Raw genomic sequence first — 13,349 nt, forward strand, 5'->3', positions numbered from 1 at the left:
ACTTGCCGACATGTTAACCCTTTGCCCGACATGGTCCGATGACGTATCGAGCATTGGGTTCAGGGGCTATTTTCATATGTCGCAGCAGCCGGCAAACACCAGCGCTCGAAAGCTTATCCTGCTCTTCAAGGGCGCCTACTGGATCGCGCTTCTGATCATCGCGGCCATGGCGATGGCCTCCTTCATCCTCCTGCAGCAGATGATGGCCGCGCAGCAGCACGATCAGACGCTGCTGGCTCTCACCGGCACCCAAAAGGCGCTTTCGCAGCGCGTGGTGTTCCTGGCCAACGCCGCCGATACCGCGCCGCGCAATGAGCAGCCGGCGCTGGTCCGCCTCCTCAAGGAAGCGACCAACGAGTTCGAGAAGAATTACGACCTGCTGCTCGAGCGCACCAGCGCCGATCCGATGTCGCCCGCCCGCCACGACCCGCAGACAGTGGAAGGCGTGTTGTTCGCCAAGCCGCACCACCTCGATTTCTTCTCGAATGGTCTGGCCGCGAATGGCTGGCGCTTTATCGCCGCACTCGAATCTCAGCTCGGCATCGGCACTTCCGGCGTCAGCTACATGGCAGGCCGGGAGCGGGCGCAGCTCGATGAGACCGTCGCGCGCGCCACGCTCGACGGCTACGCAGCGCTTGGCGAGCGCATCGCCTCCCATGCCGACCAGCGCCTGGAAAGCATGCTCGACCTGCACCGCACGTTGTTTTACGCCACCATCGGCATCATCGTCCTGGTCGCGCTGTTCATCTTTAGGCCAATGTCGAACGTGGTGCTGCGGCGGACCCACGAACTGGTCGACGCGCGCAACTCCATGGCCTTCATCGCCATCCATGACGGCCTGACCGGCCTTTACAACCGCACATTCCTGACCGACCATTTCGACACGCTGATCACGGGCGCGCACCGGCGCCAGGAGCGCCTCGCCGTCGTCCAGATCGACCTAGACCGCTTCAAGCAGATCAACGACACGCTCGGCCACGCCGCCGGCGACTATGTGCTTGTGGTGACCGCCCAGCGCATGCGCGATTCCTGCCGCGCTTCCGACCTTTGCGTCCGGCTCGGTGGCGACGAATTCGTCATGATCCTCAACGGCGCCGGCGCCACCGAGGACATCAACATGGTCGCCAAGCGCATCCTGGAATGCATCAACGAGCCGATCAGCTTCCAGGGCGCGACGATCCACCCCGGCGCCAGCGCTGGCATCGCCGTCTATCCGGTCGACGCCGACAATGCAGCCGACCTCACCGTGCATGCCGACCTCGCGCTCTACTCGGCCAAGAAGCTCGGCGGCGGCGCGTTCTCCTTCTTCTCGGAGGAGCTGCGGCGCGAACTGGAGCACCGCAAGCAGCTGGAGGCCGACCTCAAGGCGGCGATCGCGCTGGAATCGTTCAGCATCTACTACCAGCCGCAGGTTTCCATCTCGAACGGCGCCATTACCGGCGTCGAGGCGCTGGTGCGCTGGAAGCATCCCGAACGTGGCATGGTATCGCCGGGCGAATTCATACCGGTCGCGGAAAAATCCGGCCTGATGGCCGAGATAGGCCGCATCATCGTGCGAAAGGCGATCAGCGAGGCCGCCGAATGGCATCGCGCAGGCATCGGCTTCGGCCGCATCGCGATCAACGTCTCGGGCTCGGAACTGCGCGAGAACGATTTCGACAGCTTCCTGTTCGAGACTCTGGAAAGAGCCGGTCTGCCGCCCGAAAAACTGTCGCTGGAAATCGTCGAGTCCGTCATCCTCGACGACGAAAAGACCGGCATCGCGGCCAAACTGCGCCACATCCGCTCGGCCGGCGTGCATCTGGAACTCGACGATTTCGGCACCGGCTATGCCTCGCTCAGCCACGTCAATCCCAACGAGATCGACCGCCTGAAGATCGACCGCCGCTTCGTCCAGAACATCAATTCGAACGGCGACAACACCAAGATCGTGCGCGCCATCACCGAGCTTGCCCGCGGCCTCGGCATTTCCATCATTGCCGAGGGCGCCGAAACCGAAGCCGAGCTCGATTCCCTCGTTTCGATCGGCTGCGACCAGGTCCAGGGCTACCACATCGCCTTCCCGATGCCCGACGAGAAGGCGCGCGAATGGCTGATGTCGCGCGCGCCCAAGAAGCCGGTGCTGACGGTGCTGCAGGGGAGCCGGGCGTAGGAGCGGACTCGGCAATTGGAGACAGCGCTCGATGGGAAAGATCGGACCTTAAGCAGACCCTTGATGTAAGCCGAATTCTCACCAACTAGGAGGGATTGTCGGAAATCTGCTAGGCAGGGTTGTGCCAGGGTTGAGACGACATATTCTGGTCCGAGGCAGCGCATGCAACTTCGCCATCTCAATACATTTGCTGCGGTTGCTGACACTCTCAACTTCACGCGCGCGGCTGAACGCGTCCATCTTTCCCAGTCAAGTGTAACCGAACAGATTCAGACGCTGGAGGCCGATCTCGGCATACGGCTCTTCGATCGTTCGCGCAGGAGGCTCTCGCTCACTCCAGCGGGGCAGCGCCTGCTTGGCTATGCCACAGAACTGCTCAAACTTGCCGACGAAGCGCATTCCGCGGTTGCTGAGGCTTCCGATACCATTTCCGGGAGCCTCGTCATCGGTGGCCTTGAAACGCTTTGCGCAACTCGGCTGCCGGAGTTGATTGCAGAATTCCACCGCCGATACTCTGCCGTGGAGTTGACCCTGAAGACCGCAGACAGCGGCGGTCTGCGCAGCGGGATAAGGAGTGGCGATCTGGACGTAGGCTTCTTCTTCGGTGAGGCGCCGGCAGCAACAGATGTTCAGAGCGTATCTGTGGCCGAGGAGCAGTTGTTGATCATCCTGCCGCCGGACCATCGATTGGCTGGACGCAAAGAGGTCGGGCCTGAAGATCTTGCCGACGATGCCTTTCTGGTCACGCAACCCGGTTGCGTCTATCGAAAGATGTTCGACGAGGCTTTTGCCGGAACTCCGCCAGAACGCCCGAAACCCGTAGGAGAGTTCGCAAGCATCGGTTCGATACGGGGACTTGTCGAGGCGGGCCTCGGCTGCGCGCTGGTTCCCCGATCAGCCCTCGCCGTGCACCCCGGCCATCTCGTCGCCATTCCATGGTCCGGCAGGAGCCGGACAACCCCTGTCACAATGATGTGGCGACGCCGGCGCGTGCATGCTCCGGCGATAGCGGCGTTCCTCGCAACCGCCAGAGAATGCCTTGGCGGTCAGACCAGGCGTTGACCGCCATCGACATGGACCACCGTGCCGGAGATGAAACCATTGCGCATGATCGATTCAATAGCCTGTGCGATGTCGCCTGCCTGACCGATTCTTCCGACCGGCAGCCGCTTTGCCATGGCTTCCAGTGCCGCGTTTTTCCCTTCCCCAGCGACCGAATCCCAGATCGGCGTGTCTACCCATCCCGGTGAGACGGCATTCACGCGTATTGGCGCGAGCTCGACGGCAAGCGCATAGACGAGAGACTCGATCGCTCCGTTGATTGCGGCCACGACCGACCCTTTCGGTGCCGGCCGATATGCTGCAATGCCCGACGTAAAGGTGATCGATCCACCAGGAGCCAGGCGGGGAGCGCCATGCTTGGCCAGCAGAAGCGGTGCAATCACTTTCGAGTCAACGACGCGACGCGCAGTCGAAATGTTCATGTCAGGCAGCGGCACGTAGACGCCACCCACGTCAGCGGCGGTCGAGACAATGTGATGCAGGTCGCCGACCGATCGAAACAGTCGCTCCACGTCATCTTCGCGGGTGGCATCCGCCCCGACCGTTTGCAGCCATGACACCTTGCCTAGCTTTTCACGGGCCTGTGAGAGTCGTTCCGATGATCGGCCGACAATCGTGACCGCAACCCCCGCTGTGAGCAATCTTTCGGCAAGCGCAAGTCCCATACCGGAACTGCCGCCGACAATAAGAACGTGCTCGCGAGTTTTTGCTTCTGCCAAAGCCAGTCTCCTTCAACCTGTTTGCGGGCGCTAGAAACTGCGCCCCGAATGGCTGGAGGTTTACTCGGCCAGGAGCCGCGAACGGAAACGGGAAGATACGATTGTGCAGATCGGAGAATCCGATGATCGACATCGCAGCGAGCGCAATATTCTGTGCGAGCGCCACGAACGCAACGACAGGCTAAGTGTCGCCATCCCATTGAGGCTGTGTGAAGACTCCGGCCGTTCTGTGGAAAGATCGCCGGCTGCGACCTAGTCGCTCCCGCAGCCCAACAGGTCAGCCCGGCATCGTCACATCCGCGTCCTCAATAGCGTAGCGGGCGTAGCGGAAGTCGCGGATGTTCAGGATCTCCTCGCCGGACCATTGCAGCAGGATAAAATAGCTCGGTGCGCCGGAAGGGTCGCTCTCGTCGAACACCAGCACGGCGGGACGCCTCTCGACGAAACCCGGAGCGAGACGCCAGCCGGCGACCCGCGCGTAATTGCCGAAATAGTTCGCCACCTCGCGCCGGCCGTTCATGCGGCTCCGGTTGACCAGTTCGAGCCGCACCTCGCCGGCCAAAAGGTCGCGCAGCGCATCGAAGTCGCGCGCGTTGAAGCGATCGACATAAAGCGCAAGACGCCTGCGCTCGTGCTCCTCCAGCACCGGCGGCGCTATATCTTCGGGCTCGCCGGCAAGTTCGCGCAGCCGCATGCGTCCGCGATGCAGGGAAGCCTTGACCGAAGGCATGGTCAGGCCGGTGACGCCGCCGATCTCCTGCAGCGAATAGCCGAGAACGTCCATCAGGATGACGGCGCTGCGCTGCGCCACCGGCAGGCGCATAAAGGTGCGCAGGCTTGCGGCGGCCGCTTGGCGAGCATCCACAGCGGATACGGGATCGGCGATCATTTCCGTTTCCTCGTCTGATTGGACGGCATTTTGCCGGGCGCGGCGGCGCAGGAAATCGAGCGCGGCATTGTGGGCGATGCGAAACAGCCAGCCCTCCGGCCGGGCGATAGGCCCTGCCCTGGGCAAGGCCTCCATGGCCCGTAGCAGCGCCTCCTGCAAAATGTCCTCGCCGTCGACGACGGAGCCGGTCATGCGGGCGCAGTAGCGATGCAGCTTAGGGCGCAACTCGCGAAACAGCCGGGCGAAGGCCTCGCTTGCGTCCGGCTGATCGGCATGCGGCGCGTTGGCCGGGCTGTCGTTCACGCGCCGAGCATCCGGTAGTCGCCCACTATGGTCGCCTCGTTCGCCTGCGGCTGCTCCATCACACGCTCTTTGAGATCGGCCTGGAATTTTCGGAAGGCATCCAGCTTGGGGATAGGACTATCGCCGCCGTCGTTCTCCACCAGGTGGACGAAAGAACCGTCGGCGAGCTTCAGGGCGATGTAACGGACGCCTTCCGGCGCTTGCGCGTGAAGCTCCTTGAACACATTCTGGATCAGGCGCTCGTTCTCCCCGGTGCTTTCGGGCTTAGTCCGGTATCGTATCAGAGTTCGTTTCATGGCAGCTACTCCATTGGTGTGTCCTGCCATAAGACGTCCGGGACATGCGAAAGGATTCGCCCGGGATCGAAAAATTTGAGCCAAGCGAGACGGCCATGCTACGCTGTCACTGGGCGACAGATTTGAAACGGCCATCACAGCCGAGATTCGCCGCCAAGCCGTGGACCCTCAACGATGTTGAGACTGCGCACCGTCAGATCGTCGACTTCCAGTGATCGAATTCGCGCCTTGCGAATTGACAGCCGGCCGATCGCGATTGCGGTGAAGGCGAGAGCGCCGACGGCGACCGCGCCTGCGGCCATTGCCTGGAGCGTCGCCGATCTCGATCGCGCAATCTGCGATGGACGGATGCGGGTAAGCATGTTCAAGGCTCCCGGTGGTTTCGGAATTTGGCCAACGCGCGCCGGGGCAGGATGTTCCTGACGGGAAGTTGCTGCTGCGGCTGCGTCGATCTTCGTCTTGCTAAATCCGCATGGCGAATCTGATCCCGTCATAGACCGCGGCATGAATGTTCCGCGCCGCGACCGCATCGCCGATGCGCAGCAGCGTGAAACCGGCATCCGGCCTCTTCTGTGGGAAAATGTCGCCGCCCCCGACCAGCCTCTCGTAATCCACCGCGCCGCCATTCCTCGAAAGCGGTTTTAGCGCCAGATAGAGATCGTCCAGAGGCAGCGTGCCGTGCTCGACCACCACCTGGTCGACGCGGCGCTCGCCACGCCAGCCTTTGGCGAAATCCGAAGAAAGCGTCGCAACCAGTTGATTTCCCTCGCGGCGAACGGAATGCAGGCGCGTGTTGATGGTGATCGTGACGCCCCTCTCGTGGAAGGCGCGCATATAAGGCACATGGTTCATGCCGCCCATTTCGGGTGCGAAAAACCGCTCCGGCGAGACCAGTTCGAGCTTCGCGCCGGCATTGGCGATCAGTTCAGCCGCCGTCATGCCCTGGTGGCCGCCATTGTCGTCGTAGAGGAGCACGTTTTCGGCCGGCTTCACGCTGCCGGCGATGATGTCCCAGCTCGACGTCACCAGATCGTCGCCTGCTTCCAGCGGCGGGTTCTGCGGCAGGCCGCCGGTGGCGACGATCACCACATCCGGCGCAAGCGCCAGCACATCATCCTTCTCGGCCCATGTGTCGTAGCGGATTTCAACGCCGAGCCTCTCGAGTTCTGAAAGCCGCCAGTCGACGATGCCGACCAGTTCCTTGCGGCGCGGGCTTTGCGCCGCGAGCCGGACCTGCCCGCCGGCCTGCCCCGACGCCTCCAGCACGGTCACCGAATGGCCGCGCTCGGCTGCCACTCTGGCCGCCTCAAGCCCCGCCGCCCCCGCGCCGACAACCACCACTTTCTTCAGCGGACCGTCCGCCCGGCGGATGACATGCGGGATCGTCGCCTCGCGCCCGGTCGCGGCGTTGTGGATGCACAGTGCCTCGCCGCCCTCATAGATGCGGTCGAGGCAGTAGGTCGCGCCAACGCACGGACGGATTTCGTGCTCGCGACCCTCCATGACCTTTCTGACGATGTGCGGGTCGGCCAGATGCGCGCGGGTCATGCCGACCATGTCCAGTTTTCCGCTCGCGATGGCGTGCCGCGCCGTCGCGATATCCGCAATGCGGGCAGCGTGAAATGTCGGAAACTTCGTCGCCGCCCTCACCTCGCCGGCAAAATCGAGATGTGGCGACGAGCGCATGCCGGTGATCGGAATGACGTTGGTCAGTGCCGCGTCCGTCTCGATCGAGCCGCGGATGATGTTCAGGAAATCGAACTTTCCCGATGCCGCAAGCCGCCGGGCGATCTCGACGCCCTCGTCCTTCGACAGGCCCTTTTCGAAATCTTCATCCGCCACCATGCGGATGCCAACGATGAACTTTTCGCCGACCGCCTCGCGCACCGCATCGATCACCCGCCAGGTGAAGCGCAGCCGGTTCTCCAGCGAGCCGCCATATTCGTCGTCGCGAAAATTCGTCGCCGGCGACCAGAACCCGTCCATCAGATGGCCGTAAGCCTCGAACTCCATGCCGTCGAGACCGGCCGCCTGCATCCGCTGCGCAGCGCTCGCATAGTCGGCGACGATGCGGTCCAGATCCCAATCCTCGGCAATCTTCGGAAACGAGCGGTGCGCCGGTTCGCGCACCGGCGAGGCCGAGAGCACCGGCAGCCAGTCGGCCCTGTTCCAGCCGGTGCGGCGGCCAAGATGCGTCAGCTGGATCATCACCTTGCAGTCGTGCTCGTGACAGGAATCGGCCAATTCGCTCAGCCACGGCACGATCTCGTCGCGATAGGCCTGGAGATTGCCGAAGGCGGCCGGACTGTCGCGCGAGACGATCGCCGAGCCCGCCGTCATGGTCAGCGCCATGCCGCCCTTCGCCTTTTCGGCATGATAGAGCCGGTAGCGCTCCTTGGGCATGCCGTCCTCGGAATAGGCCGGCTCGTGCGCGGTCGACATGACGCGGTTCTTCAGCGTCAGGTGTTTGAGCTGGTAAGGCTGAAGAAGCGGGTCGTTGCTCATCATGGTCTTTCGTTCCGACACAATATGTCTATAAGCGCCCGCTAAAGCATCGTCCCGCAGACTTTTCGGACAAGGTCATGCGGCCAATCAACACGCTCATTCCGATTTGCGTCGGAATGAGAGGAGCAGAAGATGACCGAAACCGACAACCTTACCCAACTCGGGGCGCGCGTGGAAACGCCCGCCTCGCCCGAAGCCGCCATACTGGAGACCGTGCCTTACACGCGCGGTGAAGGACCGCCCGCGATCGTGCGCTTCACCTGTCCGGAATTCACCTCGCTCTGCCCGGTGACCGGCCAGCCCGATTTCGCGCACATCGTCATCGACTATGCGCCCGACGCGGCGCTGGTGGAATCCAAATCGCTGAAGCTGTTCATGGTCTCGTTCCGCAATCATGGCGCGTTCCATGAGGATTGCACCGTCATGATCGGCCGCCGCGTCATCGAGGCGACGAAGCCGCTTTGGCTGCGCATCGCCGGCTACTGGTATCCGCGCGGCGGCATACCGATCGACGTGTTCTGGCAGACCGGCGCGCCGCCGGAAGGCGCGTGGCTGCCGGATACCGGCGTCGCGCCGTATCGCGGGCGGGGTTGAGCGAGCAGGCGCCCGCCCAACCGCGCCGCTCAGTTGCGGCTGCCATCATGCCGTCTGGAGCCAAACCTTCTGCAGATCCATCTGGAACGTCGGGTGGATGCCGTGGTCCTTCACCGCCTCGGACATGTGGCAATAAAGCGATTGCCAGTACGGCTGAATAATGACGCCGGAGTCCTGCAGTATCTGCTCGATGTCCTTCATGATCTCGCGGCGTTTTTCGGGGTCGACAATCGCCAGCGCCTCATTGAGCTTGGCGTCGAATTCGGGATTGGAATAGCCGCTCTCGTTCCAGGCCTCTCCGGTCCTGTAGCCGAGCGCCAGAACCTGCACCCCGAGCGGGCGCATGTACCAGATGGTCATTGAATAGGGATACTTCGTCCAGTCGTTCCAGAACGTAGAGCCCGGCAGAACCGTGCGCTTCACCTTGATTCCGGCTTCGCGCAGTTGCGCCGCGATGGCGTCGCCCGTGTTCTTCTGCCAGTCGTCCTCTACCGTTATCAGGTCGTGCTCGAAGTCGATCTGTCCGGCTTCCTCCAGAAGCTTTTTTGCACCTTCCAGGTCCCGCTGCTTCTTCGGCAGTTCGGCGTATTCGGGATGGATCGGGGCCACATGGTGGTTCTCGCCGACCGTGCCGCGATCGCCATAGCCGAGTTGCAGCACCACATTGTTGTCGACCGCCATCTGAAGGGCATTGCGCACCCGCTGGTCGTCATAGGGCTTGTTGGTGACATTGGTGCGCGCAACCAGCGTCGTCGCCGTCGCCACTTCCGATTTCACCAGGCCCATGCCGTCGAGTATGTCCACATAGTCGGCCGGCGTCTCGAAATTGGCCTGGATTTCTCCGGATTCGAAGGCATTGAGCATCGCCGCCGGATCGGTGCCGTAGTCGATGAACTCGACCCCGTCGAGCAGCGCCTCCCCGCCCCACCAGCTTCCGTTTTCCCGGCGTTTGACCACGGCTTTAGAGCCTACGTCGTAAGAAACGAGTTCGAACGCCCCCGTACCTATCGGCTTGGCGACCGGATCGGCGCCGTCCGCCTCGAAACTCCGGTGCACGACGAGCGCCGGATAGTCCGTCAGATTGGGAATGATGGAAATGTCCGGGTTGTTGAGCACCAGCTTCACCGTATGGTCGTCGACGCGTGTGATCGCGCCTTCCCGGGCGCGGCCGGTCGCCTCGTCGATCAGGGAGCCCACCCGTGCGGCCATGGAATTGCCCGTGGCCGCCTTGTCGCACCAGCGGTTGAGGTTGAAGATCACGTCATCAGCGTTGAACGCGTCGCCATTGTTCCAGGTCACGTCCTTCCTGACGTGCAGCACATATTCGGTGGCCTCGTCGTTCACATCCCAGCTTTCGAGCAGCACCGGTTCGAAGGTGAAACTGCGCGTATAGGCGACCAGCGGCTCCAGGAAGGTCCGGGTGATGTTCGCCATCTCCACCCAGTCATAGGTGCGCGGGTCCTTCTGCGCCTTCACGGCCATCGCCACCTTCAGCACGCCGCCCTTCTTGGCTTCCTGGGCCACCGCCTGCGTGGGAGCGGCCAGCCCGATCATGCCATAGGCGAATGCGGTCGATGCGCCCATCGCGCTCGCCATCGCCAGAAACTCGCGCCGGTCCATGCGGCCGGCCCGTGTCGCCTCGGCCATCCGCTCAACGACCGCGGGGACGCGGTCTTCATTGCTCCTGAAGAATGTCATTGGTTCCTCCCTGATGTTTCTTCTTGCTCGTTCGCCTCAGTACCAGGCGTCATCCATCTGGCCTTTTTTGCGGGCCATGAAATCCTTCAGCGCCTCGTCGATGCCCTCGTCCAGCGGCGGGGCTTCGTATTCGGCGAGCGCCTTCTTCCAACGCTTGTTGGCGCGGATGGCTGCGTCCTCGCTTCCCGCCGCTTCCCATTTCTCGTAAGGCTCGTTGTCGGCGATTTCCGAATCCCAGAAGGCCGTCTCGTAATTCTGCATCGTGTGGGCGCAGCCGAAGAAGTGGCTGCCTGGCCCCACCTCTTTGAAGGCGTCCAGCGCCAATTGGTTTTCGTCGATCCTGACACCGTCGAGATAAGTGTGCAGCGCGCCGCAGAAATCGGCGTCCATGACGAATTTCTCGTAGGACATGGAGAGCAGCCCATCGAGGAAGCCGGCGGAGTGGAGAATGAAATTCGCCCCGCAATGCACGGCCGCAAGCATCGACATGGTGGCCTCGTTCATCGCGTGCGCGTCGGGCAGCTTCGAGGTCGTGAAATTGCCGGAGCAGCGGAGCGGCAAGTTCAGCCGCCGAGCGAGTTGCCCGATGACCATCGAGCCGATTGCCGGTTCCGGCGTGCCGAAGGTCGGCGAGCCCGAGCGCAGCGACATGGACGACAAAAAATTGCCGAAGATCACCGGCGCGCCTGGGCGTTCTAGCTGCGTCAGCGCGCAGCCGGCCATGGTTTCGGCCAGCGACTGGGCGATCGCGCCGGCGTTGGTGACCGGCCCCATGGCGCCGCCGAGGATGAACGGCACGATCACCGCCGCCTGGCTGGCACGGGCGTATGCGCGCAGTACGGTTGTCATCGTCGCGTCCCAGACCAGTGGCGAATTGACGTTGACATTGCCGAGGATGACGCAGTTCTCGTCGGCGAATTTTTCGCCGAAGACGATGCGGGCCATCTCGATCGAATCTTCCGCTCTGGCTTCGGAAGTCACCGAACCCATGAAGCCGCGGTCGGAATATTTTACATGGGAGTAAACCATGTCGAGATGGCGCTTGTTCACCGGCACGTCGACCGGTTCGCAGATCGTGCCGCCCGAATGATGCAGCCAGGGCGACGACTGCGCCAGTTTCACGAAGTTGCGGAAATCCTCGATCGTGCCGTAGCGGCGGCCCTTTTCCAAATCCATGACGAAGGGCGAGCCATAGGCCGGCGAGAAGACGACATTCTTGCCGCCGATCTGCACGGAGTTCGCCGGATTGCGCGCATGCTGCGTGAACTCGGCCGGCGCGGTTTTCAGAATCTCGCGCAGCATGCCGGGCTCGAATTTCACCAACGCGCCGTCGATCCTGGCCCCTGCCCGCTTCCAGTGGTCGAGTGCGGCCGCATCGTCGCGGAACTCGATGCCGATCTCGGCCAGGATGCGGTCGGCCGTCGCCTCGATCCTGAGAAGATTTTCCTCGGAAAGAATGTCGTAGGTCGGGATGTTGCGGACGATATAGGGCCGGCCATGACCCTGGCTGCCATGCGAGCGCAATTCGCGCCGCGCGATCCTGCCGCCACCGCGCTCGCGGCGGGGCGGCGCCGGTTTCTCGATCATCTCGCCCGTCATTTCCGCCATTCCGCCTCCAGCAAATTCCGACCCTGTTTTCATGAAACTAGCCCCACGTTCCATGCTTGTGACGCTGGAAAATCCTGATGGCTTCTATAAGCTGGGTTTATGCAAAGCCTTCGCCATCTCCTCCCCTCCGCGGGCTCCCTCATCGTCTTCGAGGCCGCCGGCAGGCTCGGCAGCTTCACCGCCGCCGGGCGAGAGCTCGGCATGTCGCAGGCCGCGGTTTCCTACGCTGTGCGGGGATTGGAACGGCAGCTCGGCGTGGCCCTGTTCCTGCGCAAGCATCGCCAGGTGCGGCTGACGGAGGCCGGCGAGCGCTTCTTCGCCGACGTCACGCTCGGCCTCTCGCATATCCGCAAGTCGGCCGAGGAGTTGCGCGCCTTCGCAGGCGGAGGACATGTGACGCTCTCGGCCTCCACCGCCTTTGCCTCGTTCTGGATGATGCCGCGGCTGCAGCAGTTCCGCGACGACCTGCCCGGCATCGATCTCCGCATCCAAACCTCGGACCGGGACATCGACCTCATCGCCGAAGGCATCCCGCTCGGCATACGCGGCGGGGCGGCGGCGGATTTTCCGTTCTACGATTGCCTGCCGCTGGCGACGGAAGAGATCTATGCCGTGGCGGGCGCATCCTATGCCGGCCGCAACGGCGCGCCGAAATCGGTCGCCGAGCTGACGCGCCATCGCCTCATCCATCTCGAAGAGCCGTTCCGGGAGGCCGCGACATGGAACGAATGGTTCCAATCGGCCGGCATCAACGGCGCGGTGGCCAATCGCGGACTGCTCATCAATGACTATGTCCCCGTCATCCAGGCGGTGATGGGAGGCCAGGGCATCGCGCTCGGCTGGCGGCACTTGACGGACAGGCTGGTCGAGAGCGGTCTGCTGGTTCAGGTCACCGACCATGTGATGCGGACCGGCAAGGCTTTCCACGTCGTCTGGCCGAAGCACCGCGAGCTTTCGGCCAGCGCGAGAAAGGTGCGCGATTGGCTCGCCGCGCAGGAGTGAAGCAGAGTCGGGCGGAATAAAAACTCTCGACCGAATCTCAGACTGGTATGAAGACCATCGCCAGACAGCCTCCTTGATCGCTAACCCACGTGCGATCTGCATTGTCAGTTACGCTGTTCGAACTCTTTAGACTGCCAAGTTTTTTTCGGGCAGATCCACCCTCACCTTTTATAAAACGCGCGTCCTTCCCAGACTGAAGCACGATAAATGCATATGGTTCGTCTGGAACACCCCGAAAGGCAGGTTCGCTGATCGAAGTGTCGTGACAGAGCACTACTTTATGCAGATTCAATGTTGACGTCTCCATCGCAATTACGCGAGGTTTCCCGATGATCGCTCTGCGTTGACGAGCGATCTGGGTACGAACTGTGGCGGGGTTATGGCCAATTAGCTTCGACACTGCTTCGGCTGCGGAGACATCTTTATTTTCAATCAGAAGATTCCGTACGGCTTCGGTTGTACCTTTCACTGATTTCCTCCTGGCTCTCTCGACGACTGATGCTCCATACAGATACCCACAT

12 protein-coding genes are annotated in these 13,349 nt (G+C 62.5%); 4 read left to right on the forward strand and 8 right to left on the reverse strand.

All coding sequences use genetic code 11. The features are described from left to right. Positions 1-76: 76 nt before the first annotated feature. Both G6N73_RS21850 and G6N73_RS21855 read left to right on the forward strand, forming a co-directional pair. A complete protein-coding gene (locus tag G6N73_RS21850) occupies positions 77-2,152 on the forward strand; it encodes a putative bifunctional diguanylate cyclase/phosphodiesterase (RefSeq protein WP_165031450.1) in 2,076 nt (691 codons plus the stop codon). A gap of 162 nt (positions 2,153-2,314) precedes the next feature. Beyond that, positions 2,315-3,214: a LysR family transcriptional regulator gene (locus tag G6N73_RS21855; protein ID WP_165031452.1), complete on the forward strand. Its 900-nt coding sequence runs from the start codon at positions 2,315-2,317 to the stop codon at positions 3,212-3,214. Here the strand turns inward: G6N73_RS21855 and G6N73_RS21860 are convergent. The 5 genes from G6N73_RS21860 to G6N73_RS21880 form a co-directional block, all read right to left on the reverse strand. After that, a complete protein-coding gene (locus G6N73_RS21860; protein WP_165031454.1) occupies positions 3,199-3,933 on the reverse strand; it encodes an SDR family oxidoreductase in 735 nt (244 codons plus the stop codon). The genes G6N73_RS21855 and G6N73_RS21860 overlap by 16 nt on opposite strands. A 277-nt stretch (positions 3,934-4,210) precedes the next feature. Further along, positions 4,211-5,125: a sigma-70 family RNA polymerase sigma factor gene (locus G6N73_RS21865; protein WP_165031456.1), complete on the reverse strand. Its 915-nt coding sequence runs from the start codon at positions 5,123-5,125 to the stop codon at positions 4,211-4,213. After that, positions 5,122-5,421 (reverse strand): hypothetical protein, encoded by a 300-nt coding sequence (locus G6N73_RS21870; protein WP_165031458.1) that lies wholly within the window; start codon positions 5,419-5,421, stop codon positions 5,122-5,124. The genes G6N73_RS21865 and G6N73_RS21870 overlap by 4 nt, the downstream gene beginning before the upstream one ends. 134 nt (positions 5,422-5,555) lie before the next feature. Then, positions 5,556-5,783 carry a hypothetical protein gene (locus tag G6N73_RS21875; protein WP_165031460.1) on the reverse strand — a complete coding sequence of 76 codons (228 nt, stop codon included), beginning with the start codon at positions 5,781-5,783 and terminating at the stop codon, positions 5,556-5,558. 100 nt (positions 5,784-5,883) lie between these two features. Further along, a complete protein-coding gene (locus G6N73_RS21880; protein WP_165031461.1) occupies positions 5,884-7,929 on the reverse strand; it encodes an FAD-dependent oxidoreductase in 2,046 nt (681 codons plus the stop codon). A 129-nt stretch (positions 7,930-8,058) separates the two neighbouring features. Here G6N73_RS21880 and queF point away from each other — a divergent pair, with 129 nt between their 5' ends. Continuing rightward, complete coding sequence (gene queF, locus G6N73_RS21885; protein WP_165031464.1) at positions 8,059-8,520, forward strand: preQ(1) synthase; 462 nt, start codon at positions 8,059-8,061, stop codon at positions 8,518-8,520. 45 nt (positions 8,521-8,565) lie between these two features. Here queF and G6N73_RS21890 read toward each other — a convergent pair whose 3' ends face one another. Then, positions 8,566-10,218, reverse strand: a complete 1,653-nt coding sequence (locus G6N73_RS21890; RefSeq protein ID WP_165031466.1) for an ABC transporter substrate-binding protein — start codon at positions 10,216-10,218, stop codon at positions 8,566-8,568. A 36-nt stretch (positions 10,219-10,254) separates the two neighbouring features. Next, on the reverse strand, positions 10,255-11,826 hold the full coding sequence (locus tag G6N73_RS21895) for a trimethylamine methyltransferase family protein (RefSeq protein WP_425484124.1): 1,572 nt from the start codon (positions 11,824-11,826) through the stop codon (positions 10,255-10,257). 99 nt (positions 11,827-11,925) lie between these two features. Between G6N73_RS21895 and G6N73_RS21900 the strand changes: the two genes are divergently transcribed. Then, on the forward strand, positions 11,926-12,828 hold the full coding sequence (locus G6N73_RS21900) for a LysR substrate-binding domain-containing protein (protein ID WP_165031468.1): 903 nt from the start codon (positions 11,926-11,928) through the stop codon (positions 12,826-12,828). 37 nt (positions 12,829-12,865) lie between these two features. Here G6N73_RS21900 and G6N73_RS21905 read toward each other — a convergent pair whose 3' ends face one another. Further along, positions 12,866-13,297: a hypothetical protein gene (locus tag G6N73_RS21905; protein WP_165031470.1), complete on the reverse strand. Its 432-nt coding sequence runs from the start codon at positions 13,295-13,297 to the stop codon at positions 12,866-12,868. Positions 13,298-13,349 lie beyond the last annotated feature (52 nt).

The organism is Allomesorhizobium camelthorni (assembly GCF_011045125.1).
In the GTDB taxonomy this organism is placed as follows: Bacteria; Pseudomonadota; Alphaproteobacteria; order Rhizobiales; family Rhizobiaceae; genus Allomesorhizobium; species Allomesorhizobium camelthorni.

What these genes read in the sequence shown, in the direction of transcription:
- G6N73_RS21850 (WP_165031450.1), top strand. Translation starts at nt 77, where the DNA reads ATGTCGCAGCAGCCGGCAAACACCAGCGCTCGAAAGCTTATCCTGCTC.
- G6N73_RS21855 (WP_165031452.1), top strand. Translation starts at nt 2,315, where the DNA reads ATGCAACTTCGCCATCTCAATACATTTGCTGCGGTTGCTGACACTCTC.
- G6N73_RS21870 (WP_165031458.1), bottom strand. Translation starts at nt 5,421, where the DNA reads ATGAAACGAACTCTGATACGATACCGGACTAAGCCCGAAAGCACCGGG.
- G6N73_RS21875 (WP_165031460.1), bottom strand. Translation starts at nt 5,783, where the DNA reads ATGCTTACCCGCATCCGTCCATCGCAGATTGCGCGATCGAGATCGGCG.
- G6N73_RS21880 (WP_165031461.1), bottom strand. Translation starts at nt 7,929, where the DNA reads ATGATGAGCAACGACCCGCTTCTTCAGCCTTACCAGCTCAAACACCTG.
- queF (WP_165031464.1), top strand. Translation starts at nt 8,059, where the DNA reads ATGACCGAAACCGACAACCTTACCCAACTCGGGGCGCGCGTGGAAACG.
- G6N73_RS21890 (WP_165031466.1), bottom strand. Translation starts at nt 10,218, where the DNA reads ATGACATTCTTCAGGAGCAATGAAGACCGCGTCCCCGCGGTCGTTGAG.
- G6N73_RS21895 (WP_425484124.1), bottom strand. Translation starts at nt 11,826, where the DNA reads ATGGCGGAAATGACGGGCGAGATGATCGAGAAACCGGCGCCGCCCCGC.
- G6N73_RS21900 (WP_165031468.1), top strand. Translation starts at nt 11,926, where the DNA reads ATGCAAAGCCTTCGCCATCTCCTCCCCTCCGCGGGCTCCCTCATCGTC.